This window comes from Pseudomonas sp. C5pp (genome assembly GCF_000814065.1).
Classification (GTDB): domain Bacteria; phylum Pseudomonadota; class Gammaproteobacteria; order Pseudomonadales; family Pseudomonadaceae; genus Aquipseudomonas; species Aquipseudomonas asiatica.
Window position 1 is genome coordinate 92,569 of sequence record NZ_JWLN01000014.1, and the last position, 13,627, is coordinate 106,195.

The following is a 13,627-nucleotide window of genomic DNA, read 5'->3' on the forward strand; positions in this document are numbered from 1 at the left end:
GGCTGCCAGTACTGGCCCTATCTCCGGCAAGCCAGCTCCCACAGGGAGCGCATACCCTGTCAGGCAGTGCAATACCTGCGGGAGCTGGCTTGCCGGCGATGGGGCGCGAAGCGGCCCCGTTTTTACTTGCGTGGTTCGCGCAGCGCCCGGGCCTTGAGATACTCGCGCACTTCCACCGCATCCCCGGCAAACTCGATACGCTCTGCTTTCGCTGCACGCTGGTAGGCATACATCGGGTCGTAATACTCGCTCAGCAAGCTTTCGATGAAGACCCGGTGCAACTCCACCGAACCACTGCGCTGCTGCTCGTCCAGCGCCTGGCGCAGGATTTCCGACAGCCGCTGATGGCGCTCGCCGCCGAGGCGCTTTTGAATCCTGCCCATGCTCTGCAGAAGTGTCTCGGCAAATAGCCGCCGGCCATCTTCTTCACCATGCAGGCTGACGAACTCGGCGCTCAGGTCGATCACGTAGTCGCGCAGGATACGCTCCACGCGGTTGGCCAAACTGTCTTCCAGCCACACCAGCGGGTATTGCTGCATGCCCTGGTACAACTCCAGCGGTACGGTGCAGCTGCCCACGATTCGGCCTTCGTCTTCCAGCACGAACTGCTCGATACCCCGGGCGCGTTTTTTCAACACGTCTATGGCCAGCCTGTTCTCGAAGTCGATCTGCGCGGGCTGTGCAGTGGCGCGCTTGCCAAAGCTGGAACCGCGATGGTTGGCGTAGCCCTCCAGGTCAAGCTCGTTGTCCAGCAAGTGCAGCACGTCGGTCTTGCCGGTACCGGTCAGGCCACCCACTAGCACGAAATCACATTGCGCGACCGCCTGTTGGGTAGTCTCCAGCAGGAAGTGGCGCATGGCCTTGTAGCCGCCCTCGACGAGGGGGTAGTGGATGCCCTTCTCATCGCGCAGCACTTTCTGCACAAGATGCGAGCGCAGGCCGCCCCGGAAGCAGTACAGGTAGCCTTCCGGGTGATCCTCGGCGAACTTTGCCCAGGCCTCCAGACGTGCCTGCTTGATCTCACCGCTGACCAGCTTGTGGCCCAGAACGATGGCTTCAGCTTGGCCCTTCTGCTTGTAGCAGGTGCCGACCTTTTGCCGCTCCTGGTCATTCATCAGTGGCAGGTTGACGGCACCCGGGAAGGCGCCCTTGGCAAATTCGACAGGTGCACGCATGTCCATCATCGGCACGTCGTCGAGGAACAACTGGCGGAAGTCGGTGCAGTCGGGGCGCATCAGATCACCTCGACCGCGTGGCTCTGTCGCTCGACCAGCTTGCCGATCGGCGCCAGTTGCAGGCCCAGTTCGGCGGCCACCGCGAGGAACTCGGCTTCACCCTCCGGGGTAACCGCCACCAGCAGGCCACCGCTGGTCTGCGGGTCGCATAGCAGATGCTTCTGGTTGTCGCTCAGGGTGCCGATCTTGTGGCCATAGCTGTCGAAGTTGCGCAGAGTGCCGCCGGGGATGCAGCCCTCGGCCAGGTAGTGGTCGACGCTGGGCAGGCGCGGGACGGCGGCATAGTCCAAATGAGCGGTAAGGCCACTGCCCTCGGCCAGTTCCACCAGGTGGCCGAGCAGGCCGAAACCGGTGACGTCGGTCATGGCCTTGACCCCGTCAAGCTTGCCGAAGCGGCTGCCGGGCGTGTTGAGGGTGCACATCCAGTCGCGGGCAAGGCCCTGGTCCTGGGTGCGCAGCTTGGCCTTTTTCTCGGCGGTGGTGAGGATGCCGATACCCAGTGGCTTGGTCAGGTACAGGCGGCAGCCTGCGCTGGCGGTGTCGTTGCGCTTGAGGTGACGCTTGCTGACCACGCCGGTGACGGCCAGGCCGAAGATCGGCTCGGGGGCGTCGATGGAGTGGCCGCCGGCCAGCGGGATACCGGCTTCGGCGCATACCGCACGGCCGCCGCGGATCACTTCGCGGGCCACTTCCGGTGGCAGCACGTTGACCGGCCAGCCGAGAATGGCAATGGCCATCAGCGGGTCGCCGCCCATGGCGTAGATGTCGCTGATGGCGTTGGTGGCGGCGATACGGCCGAAGTCGTACGGGTCATCGACGATCGGCATGAAGAAGTCGGTGGTCGAAACCACTCCGCGCTCGTCATCCAGCGCGTACACGGCCGCATCGTCGCGCGAGGCGTTGCCCACCCACAGTTTCGGGTCCAGGGCCTGGGCGCCGCTTTCTGCGAGGATCACATCCAGCACCTTGGGGGAGATCTTGCAGCCACAGCCGGCACCATGGCTGTACTGGGTCAGGCGAATCGGCTCGCTCATGTGCACCTCAGGAGGTCAATTTGATGCGCGATTGTAGCAAAGCTGGCCTTTGCGCCTGCGCCTCTTATAATTCCCGTCGTCGGCGCATAGGCCGACATTTCCCCGCTATTGAACCGGAGAACACCCCATGCTCAAACGCCCTCTGGCGCTCGCCGCCGGCCTCGTGCTGTCTTGCTGTGCCGTTGTCGCCCAGGCCACCGACACTCTGCGGGTCAGCGCCATCCCTGACGAAGCACCGACCGAACTGCAGCGCAAGTTCAAACCGTTGGGCGAGTACCTGGCCAAGCAGTTGGGCATGGAGGTGAAGTTCGTGCCGGTGGCCGATTACCCGGCGGTAGTCGAATCGCTGGCTTCCAACCGCCTGGACCTGGCCTGGCTAGGGGGCTTCACCTTCGTTCAGGTGCACTTGAAGGACCCTGCCGCCACCCCGCTGGTGCAGCGTGAACAGGATGCGCAGTTCACTTCCAAATTCATCACCGCCAACCCTGATGTGAAGAGCCTGGCCGACCTCAAGGGCAAGTCGTTTGCCTTCGGTTCCATCTCATCCACTTCGGGCAGCCTGATGCCGCGTTACTTCATGCTCAAGCAGGACAACATCAAGCCTGAAGACTACTTCGGTCGCGTTGCCTACTCCGGCGCCCACGATGCCACTGTGGCCTGGGTGCAGGCCGGCAAGGTCGATGGCGGCGTACTCAATGCCAGCGTTTGGCAGAAGCTGGTGGATGCCGGCAAGGTCGATACCGCCAAGGTGAAGGTTTTCGCCACCACCCCGACCTACTTCGACTACAACTGGACCGTGCGCGGAAACATGGACCCGGCGCTGAAAGAGAAGATCAAGAAAGCCTTCCTCGACCTCGACCCGGCCAACCCGGAGCACAAGGCGATCCTCGACCTGCAGGCGGCCAGCCGCTTCATCGAGACCAAACCTGAGAACTACGTGGGCACCGAGCAGGCTGCGCGCGAGGCCGGCCTGCTCAAGTGATATCGACAGTGGCTTCCAATGTGGCGATCCATCTGCACGAGGCCGGGCTGCGCCATGGCCAGGTGCGTGCGCTCGATGCCGTGAGCCTGAGCATCGGCCAGGGCGAGCGCGTCGCCATCATAGGCCCGTCGGGGGCGGGCAAGTCCAGCTTGCTGCACCTGATGGCGACCGCCGTGCAGCCCAGCAGCGGGCGCCTGGAACTGCTCGGCGAGCAGCCATGGGCGTTGTCCTCCAGAGCCCGCCAGCGCCTGCGTGCGCGGGTAGGCCTGGTGCATCAGGCACCGCCCTTGCCGCCGCGCCAGCGGGTGGTGACGGCAGTGCTGGCCGGCCGACTGGGGCAGTGGGGCATGCTGCGTGGCCTGTTCAACCTGCTGTACCCCTGCGATGTGCCGGGGGCGCGCCAGGCACTGGCCGAGCTGGGGTTGGCCGACAAACTCTTCGTACAGTGCGGGCAATTGTCCGGTGGCCAGTTGCAGCGGGTGGGTATTGCCCGGGCGTTGTACCAGCGGCCGCAGGTGTTGCTGACCGATGAGCCGGTGTCGGCCATGGACCCGGTGCTGGCTGACCACAGCCTGGCCTTGCTCAACCGCCATGCACAGGCCAATGGCGTGACCCTGGTGGCGAGCCTGCATGCCGTGGACCTGGCGCTGGCGCACTTCCCGCGGGTGATTGGTATCCGCGAAGGGCAGGTGGTGTTCGACTGCCCGGCGCAAGCGGTGACCGAGCAGTTGCTGGATGCGTTGTATGCGAATGAACAACTGGCTTCACCACCGAGCCAGGGGCCGACCCTGACCGTGCAGATACCGCGATGCTGAAACTTGATGCCCGCGACCCGGCGCTGTTGCCGCGGTTGCTGCTGACCCTGCTGGCTGTGGCGGTGCTGTGGCCTGGCGTGCAGCTGAGCGAATTGAACCCGGCGGTCCTGCTGCAAGCGGAGAATCGCCAGCAGATCGCCAGTTTCACCAGTGCCTTCTGGCCACCAGCACACGATGCCGACTTCCTTTCCCTGCTTTATGAGGCCACCTTGCAGACCCTGGCCGTGGCCACGGCCGGCATGGCGTTGGCGTTGCTGCTGGCGGTCCCTGCCGGGTTGCTGGCCAGCCGTGCCTTGTCGCTGCGCGCAGCCTCCCGTGGCGGTCGCGCCGGGTTATGGTCGCGGTTGCTGCGCCTGCCGGTGCGCTGGTTGCTGATTTTCCTGCGCAGTGTGCCGGAAATCGTCTGGGCGTTGCTGTTCGTGCGGGCCGTCGGGCTGGGGCCGACGGCGGGCGTGCTGGCAATCGCCATTACCTACAGCGGTATGCTCGGCAAGGTGTATGCCGAGATCTTCGAATCGGTCGACCAGCGCCCGGCCCATGCCCTGCTGCAGGCGGGTAGTGGCCGCCTGGCTGCGTTTTTCTACGGCATCCTGCCCAGTGCGGTGTCCGAAGTGGTGTCCTACACCGTGTACCGCTGGGAGTGCGCGGTACGCGCCTCGGTGGTGATGGGCTTTGTCGGTGCTGGCGGGCTGGGGCAGCAGATCGACCTGTCGATGCGCATGTTCGCGGGAGCGGAAGTGGCAAGCATGCTGCTGACGTTTCTGGTCCTGGTGATGCTGGCCGACCTGCTCAGCCGCTTCCTGCGCTGGAGGCTTGCATGAACCGGGTCATCAACTGGCTGGTGCTCGGCGCCATCGTGGCTGCGGTAATGGCCTCGTTCGCATACCTGGAGCTGGACTTGCAGGCGCTGGTCGGCAACGGCGGGCTGGGGCAGATGGGCGAATACGCCGGGCGTTTCCTGCATCCGGACCTGTCTGCCGGGCACCTGCGCGCGGTAGCGCATGGGGCGCTGGAAACCTTGGCCATGTCCGGCCTGGGCACCTTGTTGGCCATGCTGCTGGGCATGCTGTTGGCGCTGCCGGCCGCTGGCCGGTTCGGTTGGCCGCTGCAGGCCTGTGCGCGGTTGTTGCTGAATGCCCTGCGGGCCATCCCGGAACTGGTGTGGGCCGCACTGACGGTACTGGCGGCGGGGCTTGGGCCGAATGCTGGCACCCTGGCCTTGGCGCTGCATACCGCTGGCGTGCTGGGGCGGCTGTTTGCCGAGGCGCTGGAGAACGCACCGCCGGAGCCCGCAGCTGCCATCCGCTTGCAGGGCGGTAGCCAGGTGGCGGCATTCTGCTTTGGCACCTTGCCCAATCTGTGGCCGCAGTTGCTGGCTTATAGCTTGTATCGGTGGGAAAACAACATCCGCATGGCGAGCGTGCTGGGATTTGTCGGGGCTGGCGGGTTGGGGCAGATGCTGTACACAACCTTGAGTTTGTTCCAGGAGGCCCAGGCCAGCACGGTGATCATGGGGATGCTGGTGCTGGTGTTGCTGGTGGATGCGTTGAGTGATGTGTTGCGCCAGCGCTATGTGCGGGCCTGACAGATAGCCGGGGCCGCGATGGGCTGCGAAGCAGCCCCAAAATCCCTCAGGCACCCACAACTCCGGCACACTGCGCCTCCCGCTGCATCGACTCCAGATTCCGCTCGATCGTCTCGCAAATGCTGTCCATCTGGATCTGGTGCTCACTGAACCTGAACGGGCTCTGCAAATCCGTCCCGATCCGCTCGATGGCCAGCAGCATGAAGCCCACCACCGTCGATGCCAGCGGCGTGAACCAGCCCAGCGACTCCACCAGCCCCACCGGCACGATCAGGCAGAACAGGGTGATGAACAGCCGCGGAAAGTACACGTAAGGGTAGGGTAGTGGCGTATTGGCGATCCGTTCCATGCCACCTTGGGCATTGGACAGGTCCACCAGCGTCGACTCCAGCCTTGCCAGGCGAATGCTGTCCAGCCGGCCGGCCTGGTACTCCCGCGCCAGCAACGCCGCCGAACCACTCAGAATGTCGTTGGCGAAATTGTTCGAGCGGTTGCGCCGCTCGAATTCCGCTGGCGGAATGAACGCCATTAGTTCATCCGGGCAGCGCTCGCCCTTCAGGTGCGCCGCCAGGCAGTTCACATAGGCGATATGCCGACGCAGCAGGGTAGCCTTGACCGGGTTCAGGCCATCATCCGGGTCATCGATCAGCGTCAGCGCCTGCCGCGCGAAACTGCGTGAACTGTTCACCAACGCCCCCCACAATGTGCGAGCTTCCCACCAGCGGTTGTAGGCGCTGCTGTTGCGAAAGCTCACCAGCACCACCAGCGCCGAGCCAAGCAAGGTCAGCGGGATCAACGGCAGGGTGAACTTGCTGTTGAAGAACAGCATGAAATCGATGGTGACCAGTACATCCCAGATCAGCAGCCAGAACAGCGACCAGCCGATGTAGCCGACAGTCTTCACGACCAGGCGGTACTTGCGGGTGATGATGTCTTTCACGCGGGGGTACCTCGAAACACGGGTGATGCAGGATCGGACGTCGAGGCGCGGCGAAGGTTCGGGTGTTGAATGTTGCAAGGTTTTTTATGACCGTGAAGAGAAAAGTCTGACCCCGTTATGGGAAATGCCTGAGTTCCCATATAAGGGGTAAGGCGACAGAGTGGGCCGCTTCAACACTTGAATGGGTGTATCCGTACGGATACGATTGGGTGACCATTTGATGTATCTCGTTGAACAGACGGAGAGCTTTGCAGTTTGGCTATCCAGCTTGAGAGATTTGAGGGCCCAGCTTGCGATAGGTCGTAGATTGGAGCGAGCAGCAATGGGGAATCTTGGAGATGTCAAATGGCTTGGAGGCGGTATCGGTGAGCTTCGCATCGATGTAGTTGCTGGATATCGTGTCTATTTTGCGCAAAAGGGCCAGAGGCTGGTTCTGCTGTTGGTCGGCGGAGACCAGTCCACCCAGGCCACCGATATCCTCAAAGCCAGAAAACTGCTGAAGGAGATGAAATGAGCGAAAAGTTGATCCCGTTTGATATGGCGGCCTTGTTGAGTAGTGATGAGGCCATCACTGAGTACCTTAGTCAGGTCCTCGCAGATGGCGATACCGAGGAAATAATTCGGGCACTTGGCCATATCGCTCGCGCACGGGGAATGACGCAGATCGCCACCGAGAGTGGGTTGGGAAGGGAAAGTCTGTACAAGGCACTCAGTCCAGGCGCAAAACCACGCTTTGACACTGTGCTGAAAGTCATTCGTGCCTTGGGGGTCGACCTCCTCGTTCAGCCCCATGTAGTTCCCCGCTAGCAGAACAGGGATTTGGAGGGCTGAACGGGGCGGTTGGTCAGCTTCATCGCAGGTCATTCCTGCGCTGGCAACGGGGCGCGGTCGGAGCGGCCGAGGCCATTGCCTCCAGTACTTAGCGAGGCCGTGAGCCAGAGGGGCTGGTCGTCTGGATGCTACTCCACCGGGTCACTCACCGGCTTGGCAAAGATGGCCTTGAGTTCGCTGGTCATCGGGAACTCCAGGTTCAAGCCTTTAGGCGGAATCGGCTGTTCGAACCAGCGCTGGTAGATCCCGTTGATTTCCCCTGAGCTGTACAGCTCGCCCAGCGACGCGTTCACCAGCGCGAGGAACTGCGGGTCATCCTTGCGCACCATGCAGCTGTAGATTTCCCGCGACTGCTCTTCCCCGACCACCACCCAGTTGTGCGGATCGCGAGCCTTGGCGCGTTCGCCGTAGAGCAGCGCATCGTCCATGTAGAACGCCGCCGCCCGGCCGGACTGCAACATCTGGAAGGCTTCACCATGGTCCTTGGCGCTGATCACGTACATGTCCATCTTGTTATCGACGTTGTAGCTTTTCAAATAGCGTTCGTTCGTGGTGCCTGCAGTGGTTACCACATTCTTGCCGCGCAGGTCGGTGAAACTCTTGATTCCGCTGTCTTTGGCTGTCAGTAATTGACCTTTGACATAGATGAACCCGTAGGAAAACGCCACCTGCTTCTGGCGCTCTGCGGTGACGCCGGTCGAGCCGCACTCCAGGTCAACGGTACCGTTCTGTACCAGCGGAATGCGGGTTTGCGATGTCACCAGGTTGTACTTCACCTTGAGCTGGGGCAATGCCAGCTTTTGCTGTACCCGCTCGACGATCTTTTTCGCCAGGTCTACTGAGTAGCCCATGGGTTGTCCCGAATGATCTCCCACGTAGGAGAACGGCACCGAAGCATCGCGATAGCCCAGGGTAATGCTGTTGGCTCTGGCAATCTTGCTCAGGGTAGGCCCCAGCGCTGCTTCGTCAGCATGGGCCTGGGTGCCTAGCAACAGGCCAAGGGTGCAGCCGATCAACGTGATTTTTCGCATTGTTATTCTCCGTTGTAGGTGAGGGGTTAGCGACGTGCTGCAGTACGGTTATTTCCACCAGCCGCACGGGCGGTGAAACCCTGCAGGTCGATGGAGGGGCGGCGCTGGCCGATCAGTTCACTGAGCAATCGTGCACTGGCGCAGGCCAGGGTGAAGCCCAGTGCACCATGGCCGAGGTTCAGCCACAGATTGCTATACGCCGTTGCGCCCAGCAGCGGTACGCCGCTGGGGGTCGCCGGCCGCATGCCGGCCCATTCGATGGCGTAGTCGTAGTCACCAGCATTGGCGAAGGTTTCGCGGGCCTGGCGTTTTAGCAGGGCCAGGCGCTTGGGGTCCAGCGACGGATCGAAACCGACAATGTCGACCATCGCCGCCACCCGCAGCTGTTCGCCAATCCGGGCGTAGACGATCTTGCGATCGTAGTCGGTGATGCTCAGGTCCGGCGCCTTGTGCTGCGCGCCGATCGGTAATGTCAGGCTATAGCCCTTGAGTGGATAAAGCGGCAGGTCGATGCCCGGCAGTGCCAGCAACGCACTGCGATGGCCGGCCGCAACCACCAGGTGCTCCACCGGCAGCACTTCGTCGTCCAGTTCAATTGCATTCACCACGCCATGCGCATGGCGAATTGCGGACACCGCCTGGCCCAGGCGGAACTTGCAGCGTCCCGACGCCTGCAGGCGCGCCGCCAGTTGCTGGCAAAAGCTGTGGCAATCGCCGACTTCTTCATCCGGGGTATAGATGGCGCCGACAAAGGGCGCCTCTGCCAGTGCCGGGTCCAGACGGGTGCAGTCGGCGTGTGACAGCACCTGTTGTTGCTGGGGCGCGGCAAGGTTCTTGCGCGCATGTTCGAAGCTGCTGGCCTGGCGGAAGGTGACCAGCTTGCCGTTGCGCCGCCAGTTGAAACCGTCCAGGCCATCCTCTTCTCGCCAGGTTTGCAAGGTCGATTGGCTCAACAATGCGAGGCGCAACAGGTGGCCTGCGTTGGCGCGGTTGACCGAGGAGCGGCAAGCACCAAGGAATGCTGCCATCCAGCGCCATTGGGCACGATCGAAGCGCGGGCGCAATCGCAGCGGCGATTCACCGCGCAGCATCCAGCCAAGGGCCTGCAATGGCACACCTGCGTCGGCCAGGGGCGCCACGTACCGATAGGACAGCTGGCCGCCGTTGGCGAAGCTGGTTTCACTGCCCAACGAATCGCGAGCCTCGATCAGCGTCACGTCAAAGCCGTCGCGTACCAGTGCGTAAGCGGTTGACAGGCCAATGACGCCACCGCCGATGATGCATACATGCTGAGCCATGTCAGTCCTTGGTCGTGGTTGGAACGAGGCTGAGGTTAGGGCCAGGTGACAGGTGGCGAAAAATGAATAAAGATCGCTGAGCCATAAACAAAGGTTATGGACTTGCCATGCGCCTTCGCCATATCGAGATTTTCCAGGCCATCCGCCAGACCGGCTCGGTCAGCGGTGCCGCACAGTTGCTGCACGTTTCCCAACCTGCCGTGACCAAGGTTCTGCAGCACGCCGAGCAGCAACTGGGCTTCCCGTTGTTCCTGCGGGTGCGCGGCAAGCTGCAGCCCACGCCCGAAGCGCTGGAGCTGGAGCGTGAGGTCGACAAGGTCACGGAGAGCCTGCAAGGGGTGCGACGCCTGGCGCAAAGCCTGCGTCGCGCGCCAGGCCACAGCCTGCGGATCGGTGCGACCCCGGCACTGGCCCTGTCGCTGCTGCCGCCGGCCATTCATGAATGGACCCAGCGTTATCCGGATATCGCCTGCGAGTTGTCCAGCGCCCACAGTCGCGAACTGGTGCAGAACCTGTTGATGCGGGAGATCGATGTCGCCCTGACCTTGCAACAGCCAGATCACCCTGCGCTCAAGGCTCAGGCGCTGGCCAGCGGGGTTTTGGTGGCATTGGCACCGGCAGGTTATTGGCCGCTGGAAGATGAAGGCAAGCCGCTGCCGTTGGCGGCACTGGCCGGTGCGCCCATGATCGGGCTGTCCAGCGCCGACCCGCTGTCGGTGCGCCTCGAAAGCTACCTCAAGGCGGTGGAGCCGCCGCCACGGGTGAGCATCGCGGTGCAAACCTATTCACTGGCCAGGGCGATGGTCGAATCCGGTGCCGGGCTGGCGGTGATCGATCCCTTCACCGCACTTGGCGCGGCGCCTGGGGCGACCGCGATCAGGCCGCTGGCCCCGGCGCTGCCGATTACCTTGTATGCGGTCACCCGCACTGCCGAACCGTCACCGCATACATTGAGCGAGCTGCTGACGATTTTCAGCAGCCGTGCCCAGGGGCAGCTGGATCGCTGGCGCTGACCGGACGGGCAAAAAAAAACCGACCATAAGGTCGGTTTTTTCCGGATCTTGGTGCCCCGAGGGAGACTCGAACTCCCACTCCTTTCGAAAACGGATTTTGAATCCGCCGCGTCTACCAATTCCGCCATCAGGGCTTGTGGCGCGCAGTATAGAGAGCCACCGCTGGTCGGTCAATCGGCTTTCATGGTCAATTTTCACACATTGGGCTAAACTTCCCGGCCCTGCCGAACCGAACATCATCATGCGCGTCGCCGATTTTTCCTTCGAACTCCCCGATTCCCTGATCGCCCGCCACCCGTTGGCCGAGCGCCATGGCAGCCGTCTGCTGGTGCTCGATGGGCCAACCGGCGCGCTGGCGCACCGGCAATTCCCCGATCTGCTCGAGTATCTGCGCCCCGGCGACCTGATGGTGTTCAACAACACCCGGGTGATCCCGGCGCGTTTGTTCGGCCAGAAAGCTTCCGGCGGCAAGCTGGAAGTGCTGGTCGAGCGCGTGCTCGACAGCCATCGGGTGCTGGCCCATGTGCGCGCCAGCAAGGCGCCCAAGGTAGGCGCGGTCATCCTCATCGATGGCGGCGGCGAGGCCGAAATGGTCGCACGCCATGACACGCTGTTCGAGCTGCGCTTCACCGAAGAGGTGCTGCCGCTGCTCGACCGTGTCGGCCACATGCCGCTGCCGCCGTACATCGACCGCCCCGACGAGGGCGCCGACCGTGAGCGCTACCAGACTGTGTACGCCGAACGAGCCGGTGCAGTCGCCGCACCGACCGCAGGCTTGCACTTCGATGAGGCGCTGCTGGAGAAGATTGCCGCCAAGGGTGTAGAGCGTGCCTTCGTCACCTTGCACGTGGGCGCGGGCACCTTCCAGCCGGTGCGGGTCGACAAGATCGAAGACCACCACATGCATAAAGAGTGGCTTGAAGTGAGCCAGGAGGTGGTCGATGCCATCGAGGCTTGCCGCGCCCGTGGTGGCCGGGTAATCGCAGTCGGCACCACCAGCGTGCGTTCGCTGGAGAGCGCAGCGCGCGATGGCGTGCTCAAGGCCTTCAGTGGCGATACCGACATCTTCATCTACCCGGGCCGGCCGTTCCATGTGGTCGACGCCCTGGTCACCAACTTCCACCTGCCGGAGTCCACGCTGCTGATGCTGGTCTCGGCCTTCGCCGGCTACCCCGAGACCATGGCCGCCTACGCGGCAGCGGTCGAGCAGGGGTACCGGTTCTTCAGTTACGGTGATGCCATGTTCATCACCCGCAATCCGGCGCCACGCGGGCCCGAGGATCAAGCATGAGTCGCACCTGTCGAATGTCCTTCGAACTGCTGGCCACCGACGGCAAGGCCCGTCGTGGCCGCATCACTTTCCCACGTGGCACCGTGGAGACCCCGGCATTCATGCCGGTGGGCACCTATGGCACGGTCAAGGGCATGCTGCCACGCGACATCGAAGCCATCGGCGCCGAGATGATCCTGGGCAACACCTTCCACCTGTGGCTGCGCCCGGGCACCGAGGTGATCAAGAAGCACAACGGCCTGCACGACTTCATGCAGTGGAAAGGCCCGATCCTCACCGACTCCGGTGGCTTCCAGGTGTTCAGCCTGGGCGCCATGCGCAAGATCAAGGAAGAGGGCGTGACCTTCGCCTCGCCGGTCGATGGCGCCAAGGTGTTCATGGGCCCGGAAGAGTCGATGCAGGTGCAGCGTGACCTGGGCTCGGACGTGGTGATGATTTTCGACGAGTGCACCCCGTACCCGGCCGAGCACGATGTGGCGCGCGCGTCCATGGAGCTGTCGCTGCGCTGGGCCCAGCGCTCGAAGAACGCCCACGCCGACAACACTGCGGCGCTGTTCGGTATCGTCCAGGGCGGCATGTACCAGGACCTGCGCATGCGCTCGCTGGAAGGCCTGGAAAACATCGGCTTCGACGGCCTGGCCATCGGTGGCCTGTCGGTGGGCGAGCCCAAGCACGAAATGATCAAGGTGCTGGATTACCTGCCGGGCCAGATGCCTGCTGACAAACCTCGTTACCTTATGGGGGTAGGCAAACCGGAAGATCTCGTTGAGGGTGTGCGCCGCGGCGTCGACATGTTCGACTGCGTGATGCCGACGCGTAACGCGCGCAACGGTCATCTGTTCGTCGATACGGGGGTGATCAAGATTCGCAATGCGTTCCATCGCCACGATGATTCGCCGCTGGATCCGACCTGTGACTGCTACACCTGCACCAACTTCTCCCGCGCCTATCTCCATCACCTGGACAAGTGCGGCGAAATGCTGAGCAGCATGCTGAATACCATCCACAACTTGCGCCATTACCAGCGCTTGATGGCCGGTTTACGCGAGGCTATTCAACAAGGTAAATTGGCCGCCTTTGTCGACGCCTTCTACGCCAAGCGCGGGCTTCCTGTGCCGCCTTTGGACTGACTGTCTGCATCCATTATTAGAAAATTACATTAGGAGTGCCCAATGAGCTTCTTGATCCCCGCCGCTTACGCGGACGCCGCTGCACCTGCCGCCGGCCCAGCCGGTACCGGCTTCGAGTGGATTTTCCTGGTCGGTTTCCTGGTCATCTTCTACCTGATGATCTGGCGCCCGCAGGCCAAGCGTGCAAAAGAGCAGAAGAACCTGCTGAGCAACTTGCAGAAGGGTGACGAAGTTGTCACCAACGGCGGCATCGCTGGCAAGATCGTCAAGGTCTCCGATGATTTCGTGGTCCTGGAAGTTTCCGACAACGTCGAGCTGAAGTTCCAGAAGGGTGCCATCGCGGCCACCCTGCCAAAAGGTACGCTCAAGGCTATCTGAGTTACCGGTTTCATTTTTCCAGTCGGGGCGCGCAAAGCGCCCCGCGTCTTGAACGGGCGGCGTG

The 13,627-nt window shown here is 62.8% G+C and carries 15 protein-coding genes and 1 tRNA gene; 10 read left to right on the forward strand and 6 right to left on the reverse strand.

Going from position 1 to position 13,627, the window contains the following annotated elements; translation table 11 throughout:
• Nucleotides 1-122: 122 nt before the first annotated feature.
• Together mnmH and selD are read right to left on the reverse strand one after the other, a co-directional pair.
• Nucleotides 123-1,235, reverse strand: a complete 1,113-nt coding sequence (gene mnmH / locus RR51_RS13815; protein WP_039613835.1) for a tRNA 2-selenouridine(34) synthase MnmH — start codon at nt 1,233-1,235, stop codon at nt 123-125.
• Nucleotides 1,235-2,269: a selenide, water dikinase SelD gene (gene selD, locus RR51_RS13820; protein ID WP_039613836.1), complete on the reverse strand. Its 1,035-nt coding sequence runs from the start codon at nt 2,267-2,269 to the stop codon at nt 1,235-1,237. The genes mnmH and selD overlap by 1 nt, the downstream gene beginning before the upstream one ends.
• Nucleotides 2,270-2,396: 127 nt before the next feature.
• Here selD and RR51_RS13825 point away from each other — a divergent pair, with 127 nt between their 5' ends.
• Genes RR51_RS13825 through phnE form a run of 4 tightly spaced genes read left to right on the forward strand, consistent with a single transcriptional unit; the run spans nt 2,397 to nt 5,651 of the window.
• A complete protein-coding gene (locus tag RR51_RS13825) occupies nt 2,397-3,251 on the forward strand; it encodes a putative selenate ABC transporter substrate-binding protein (protein ID WP_039613837.1) in 855 nt (284 codons plus the stop codon).
• 20 nt (nt 3,252-3,271) lie between these two features.
• Nucleotides 3,272-4,066, forward strand: a complete 795-nt coding sequence (locus RR51_RS13830; RefSeq protein ID WP_015269001.1) for a phosphonate ABC transporter ATP-binding protein — start codon at nt 3,272-3,274, stop codon at nt 4,064-4,066.
• Nucleotides 4,060-4,887 carry a PhnE/PtxC family ABC transporter permease gene (locus RR51_RS13835; protein WP_039613838.1) on the forward strand — a complete coding sequence of 276 codons (828 nt, stop codon included), beginning with the start codon at nt 4,060-4,062 and terminating at the stop codon, nt 4,885-4,887. Before RR51_RS13830 ends, RR51_RS13835 begins: the two co-directional genes overlap by 7 nt.
• Nucleotides 4,884-5,651: a phosphonate ABC transporter, permease protein PhnE gene (gene phnE / locus RR51_RS13840; protein ID WP_015269003.1), complete on the forward strand. Its 768-nt coding sequence runs from the start codon at nt 4,884-4,886 to the stop codon at nt 5,649-5,651. Before RR51_RS13835 ends, phnE begins: the two co-directional genes overlap by 4 nt.
• Before the next feature lie 46 nt (nt 5,652-5,697).
• On the opposite strand, the gene RR51_RS13845 is transcribed toward phnE, so the two are convergent.
• Nucleotides 5,698-6,591, reverse strand: coding sequence for a bestrophin family protein (locus RR51_RS13845; RefSeq protein ID WP_015269004.1), 894 nt, complete (start codon nt 6,589-6,591; stop codon nt 5,698-5,700).
• 220 nt (nt 6,592-6,811) lie between these two features.
• Between RR51_RS13845 and RR51_RS13850 the strand changes: the two genes are divergently transcribed.
• The gene (locus tag RR51_RS13850; RefSeq protein WP_082044698.1) at nt 6,812-7,105 is read left to right on the forward strand and encodes a type II toxin-antitoxin system RelE/ParE family toxin; all 294 of its coding nucleotides are present in this window, start codon (nt 6,812-6,814) and stop codon (nt 7,103-7,105) included.
• A complete protein-coding gene (locus RR51_RS13855; RefSeq protein ID WP_039613839.1) occupies nt 7,102-7,398 on the forward strand; it encodes an addiction module antidote protein in 297 nt (98 codons plus the stop codon). Before RR51_RS13850 ends, RR51_RS13855 begins: the two co-directional genes overlap by 4 nt.
• A 152-nt stretch (nt 7,399-7,550) precedes the next feature.
• Here RR51_RS13855 and RR51_RS13860 read toward each other — a convergent pair whose 3' ends face one another.
• Both RR51_RS13860 and RR51_RS13865 read right to left on the reverse strand, forming a co-directional pair.
• The gene (locus RR51_RS13860; RefSeq protein WP_039613840.1) at nt 7,551-8,453 is read right to left on the reverse strand and encodes a transporter substrate-binding domain-containing protein; all 903 of its coding nucleotides are present in this window, start codon (nt 8,451-8,453) and stop codon (nt 7,551-7,553) included.
• A 26-nt stretch (nt 8,454-8,479) separates the two neighbouring features.
• On the reverse strand, nt 8,480-9,751 hold the full coding sequence (locus RR51_RS13865; protein ID WP_039613841.1) for a D-amino acid dehydrogenase: 1,272 nt from the start codon (nt 9,749-9,751) through the stop codon (nt 8,480-8,482).
• Nucleotides 9,752-9,858: 107 nt separating this feature from the next.
• Here RR51_RS13865 and RR51_RS13870 point away from each other — a divergent pair, with 107 nt between their 5' ends.
• Nucleotides 9,859-10,764: a LysR family transcriptional regulator gene (locus RR51_RS13870; RefSeq protein ID WP_013971007.1), complete on the forward strand. Its 906-nt coding sequence runs from the start codon at nt 9,859-9,861 to the stop codon at nt 10,762-10,764.
• A gap of 49 nt (nt 10,765-10,813) precedes the next feature.
• Here the strand turns inward: RR51_RS13870 and RR51_RS13875 are convergent.
• Nucleotides 10,814-10,898, reverse strand: a tRNA-Leu gene (locus tag RR51_RS13875).
• 107 nt (nt 10,899-11,005) lie between these two features.
• On the opposite strand from RR51_RS13875, the gene queA reads away from it, so the two are divergent.
• Genes queA through yajC form a run of 3 tightly spaced genes read left to right on the forward strand, consistent with a single transcriptional unit; the run spans nt 11,006 to nt 13,563 of the window.
• Entirely contained in the window at nt 11,006-12,055 is a 1,050-nt protein-coding gene (gene queA / locus RR51_RS13880; protein ID WP_013971008.1) for a tRNA preQ1(34) S-adenosylmethionine ribosyltransferase-isomerase QueA, read from the forward strand.
• Between the two features lie 14 nt (nt 12,056-12,069).
• Nucleotides 12,070-13,185, forward strand: coding sequence for a tRNA guanosine(34) transglycosylase Tgt (tgt, locus tag RR51_RS13885; protein WP_013971009.1), 1,116 nt, complete (start codon nt 12,070-12,072; stop codon nt 13,183-13,185).
• Between the two features lie 42 nt (nt 13,186-13,227).
• Nucleotides 13,228-13,563: a preprotein translocase subunit YajC gene (yajC, locus tag RR51_RS13890; protein ID WP_003259111.1), complete on the forward strand. Its 336-nt coding sequence runs from the start codon at nt 13,228-13,230 to the stop codon at nt 13,561-13,563.
• Nucleotides 13,564-13,627: the final 64 nt, after the last annotated feature.

Bases quoted from the DNA above. Each gene is read 5' to 3' on its own strand.
- mnmH (WP_039613835.1), bottom strand. From the start codon at position 1,235: ATGCGCCCCGACTGCACCGACTTCCGCCAGTTGTTCCTCGACGACGTG.
- selD (WP_039613836.1), bottom strand. From the start codon at position 2,269: ATGAGCGAGCCGATTCGCCTGACCCAGTACAGCCATGGTGCCGGCTGT.
- RR51_RS13825 (WP_039613837.1), top strand. From the start codon at position 2,397: ATGCTCAAACGCCCTCTGGCGCTCGCCGCCGGCCTCGTGCTGTCTTGC.
- RR51_RS13835 (WP_039613838.1), top strand. From the start codon at position 4,060: ATGCTGAAACTTGATGCCCGCGACCCGGCGCTGTTGCCGCGGTTGCTG.
- phnE (WP_015269003.1), top strand. From the start codon at position 4,884: ATGAACCGGGTCATCAACTGGCTGGTGCTCGGCGCCATCGTGGCTGCG.
- RR51_RS13850 (WP_082044698.1), top strand. From the start codon at position 6,812: ATGTATCTCGTTGAACAGACGGAGAGCTTTGCAGTTTGGCTATCCAGC.
- RR51_RS13855 (WP_039613839.1), top strand. From the start codon at position 7,102: ATGAGCGAAAAGTTGATCCCGTTTGATATGGCGGCCTTGTTGAGTAGT.
- RR51_RS13860 (WP_039613840.1), bottom strand. From the start codon at position 8,453: ATGCGAAAAATCACGTTGATCGGCTGCACCCTTGGCCTGTTGCTAGGC.
- RR51_RS13865 (WP_039613841.1), bottom strand. From the start codon at position 9,751: ATGGCTCAGCATGTATGCATCATCGGCGGTGGCGTCATTGGCCTGTCA.
- RR51_RS13870 (WP_013971007.1), top strand. From the start codon at position 9,859: ATGCGCCTTCGCCATATCGAGATTTTCCAGGCCATCCGCCAGACCGGC.
- queA (WP_013971008.1), top strand. From the start codon at position 11,006: ATGCGCGTCGCCGATTTTTCCTTCGAACTCCCCGATTCCCTGATCGCC.
- tgt (WP_013971009.1), top strand. From the start codon at position 12,070: ATGTCCTTCGAACTGCTGGCCACCGACGGCAAGGCCCGTCGTGGCCGC.
- yajC (WP_003259111.1), top strand. From the start codon at position 13,228: ATGAGCTTCTTGATCCCCGCCGCTTACGCGGACGCCGCTGCACCTGCC.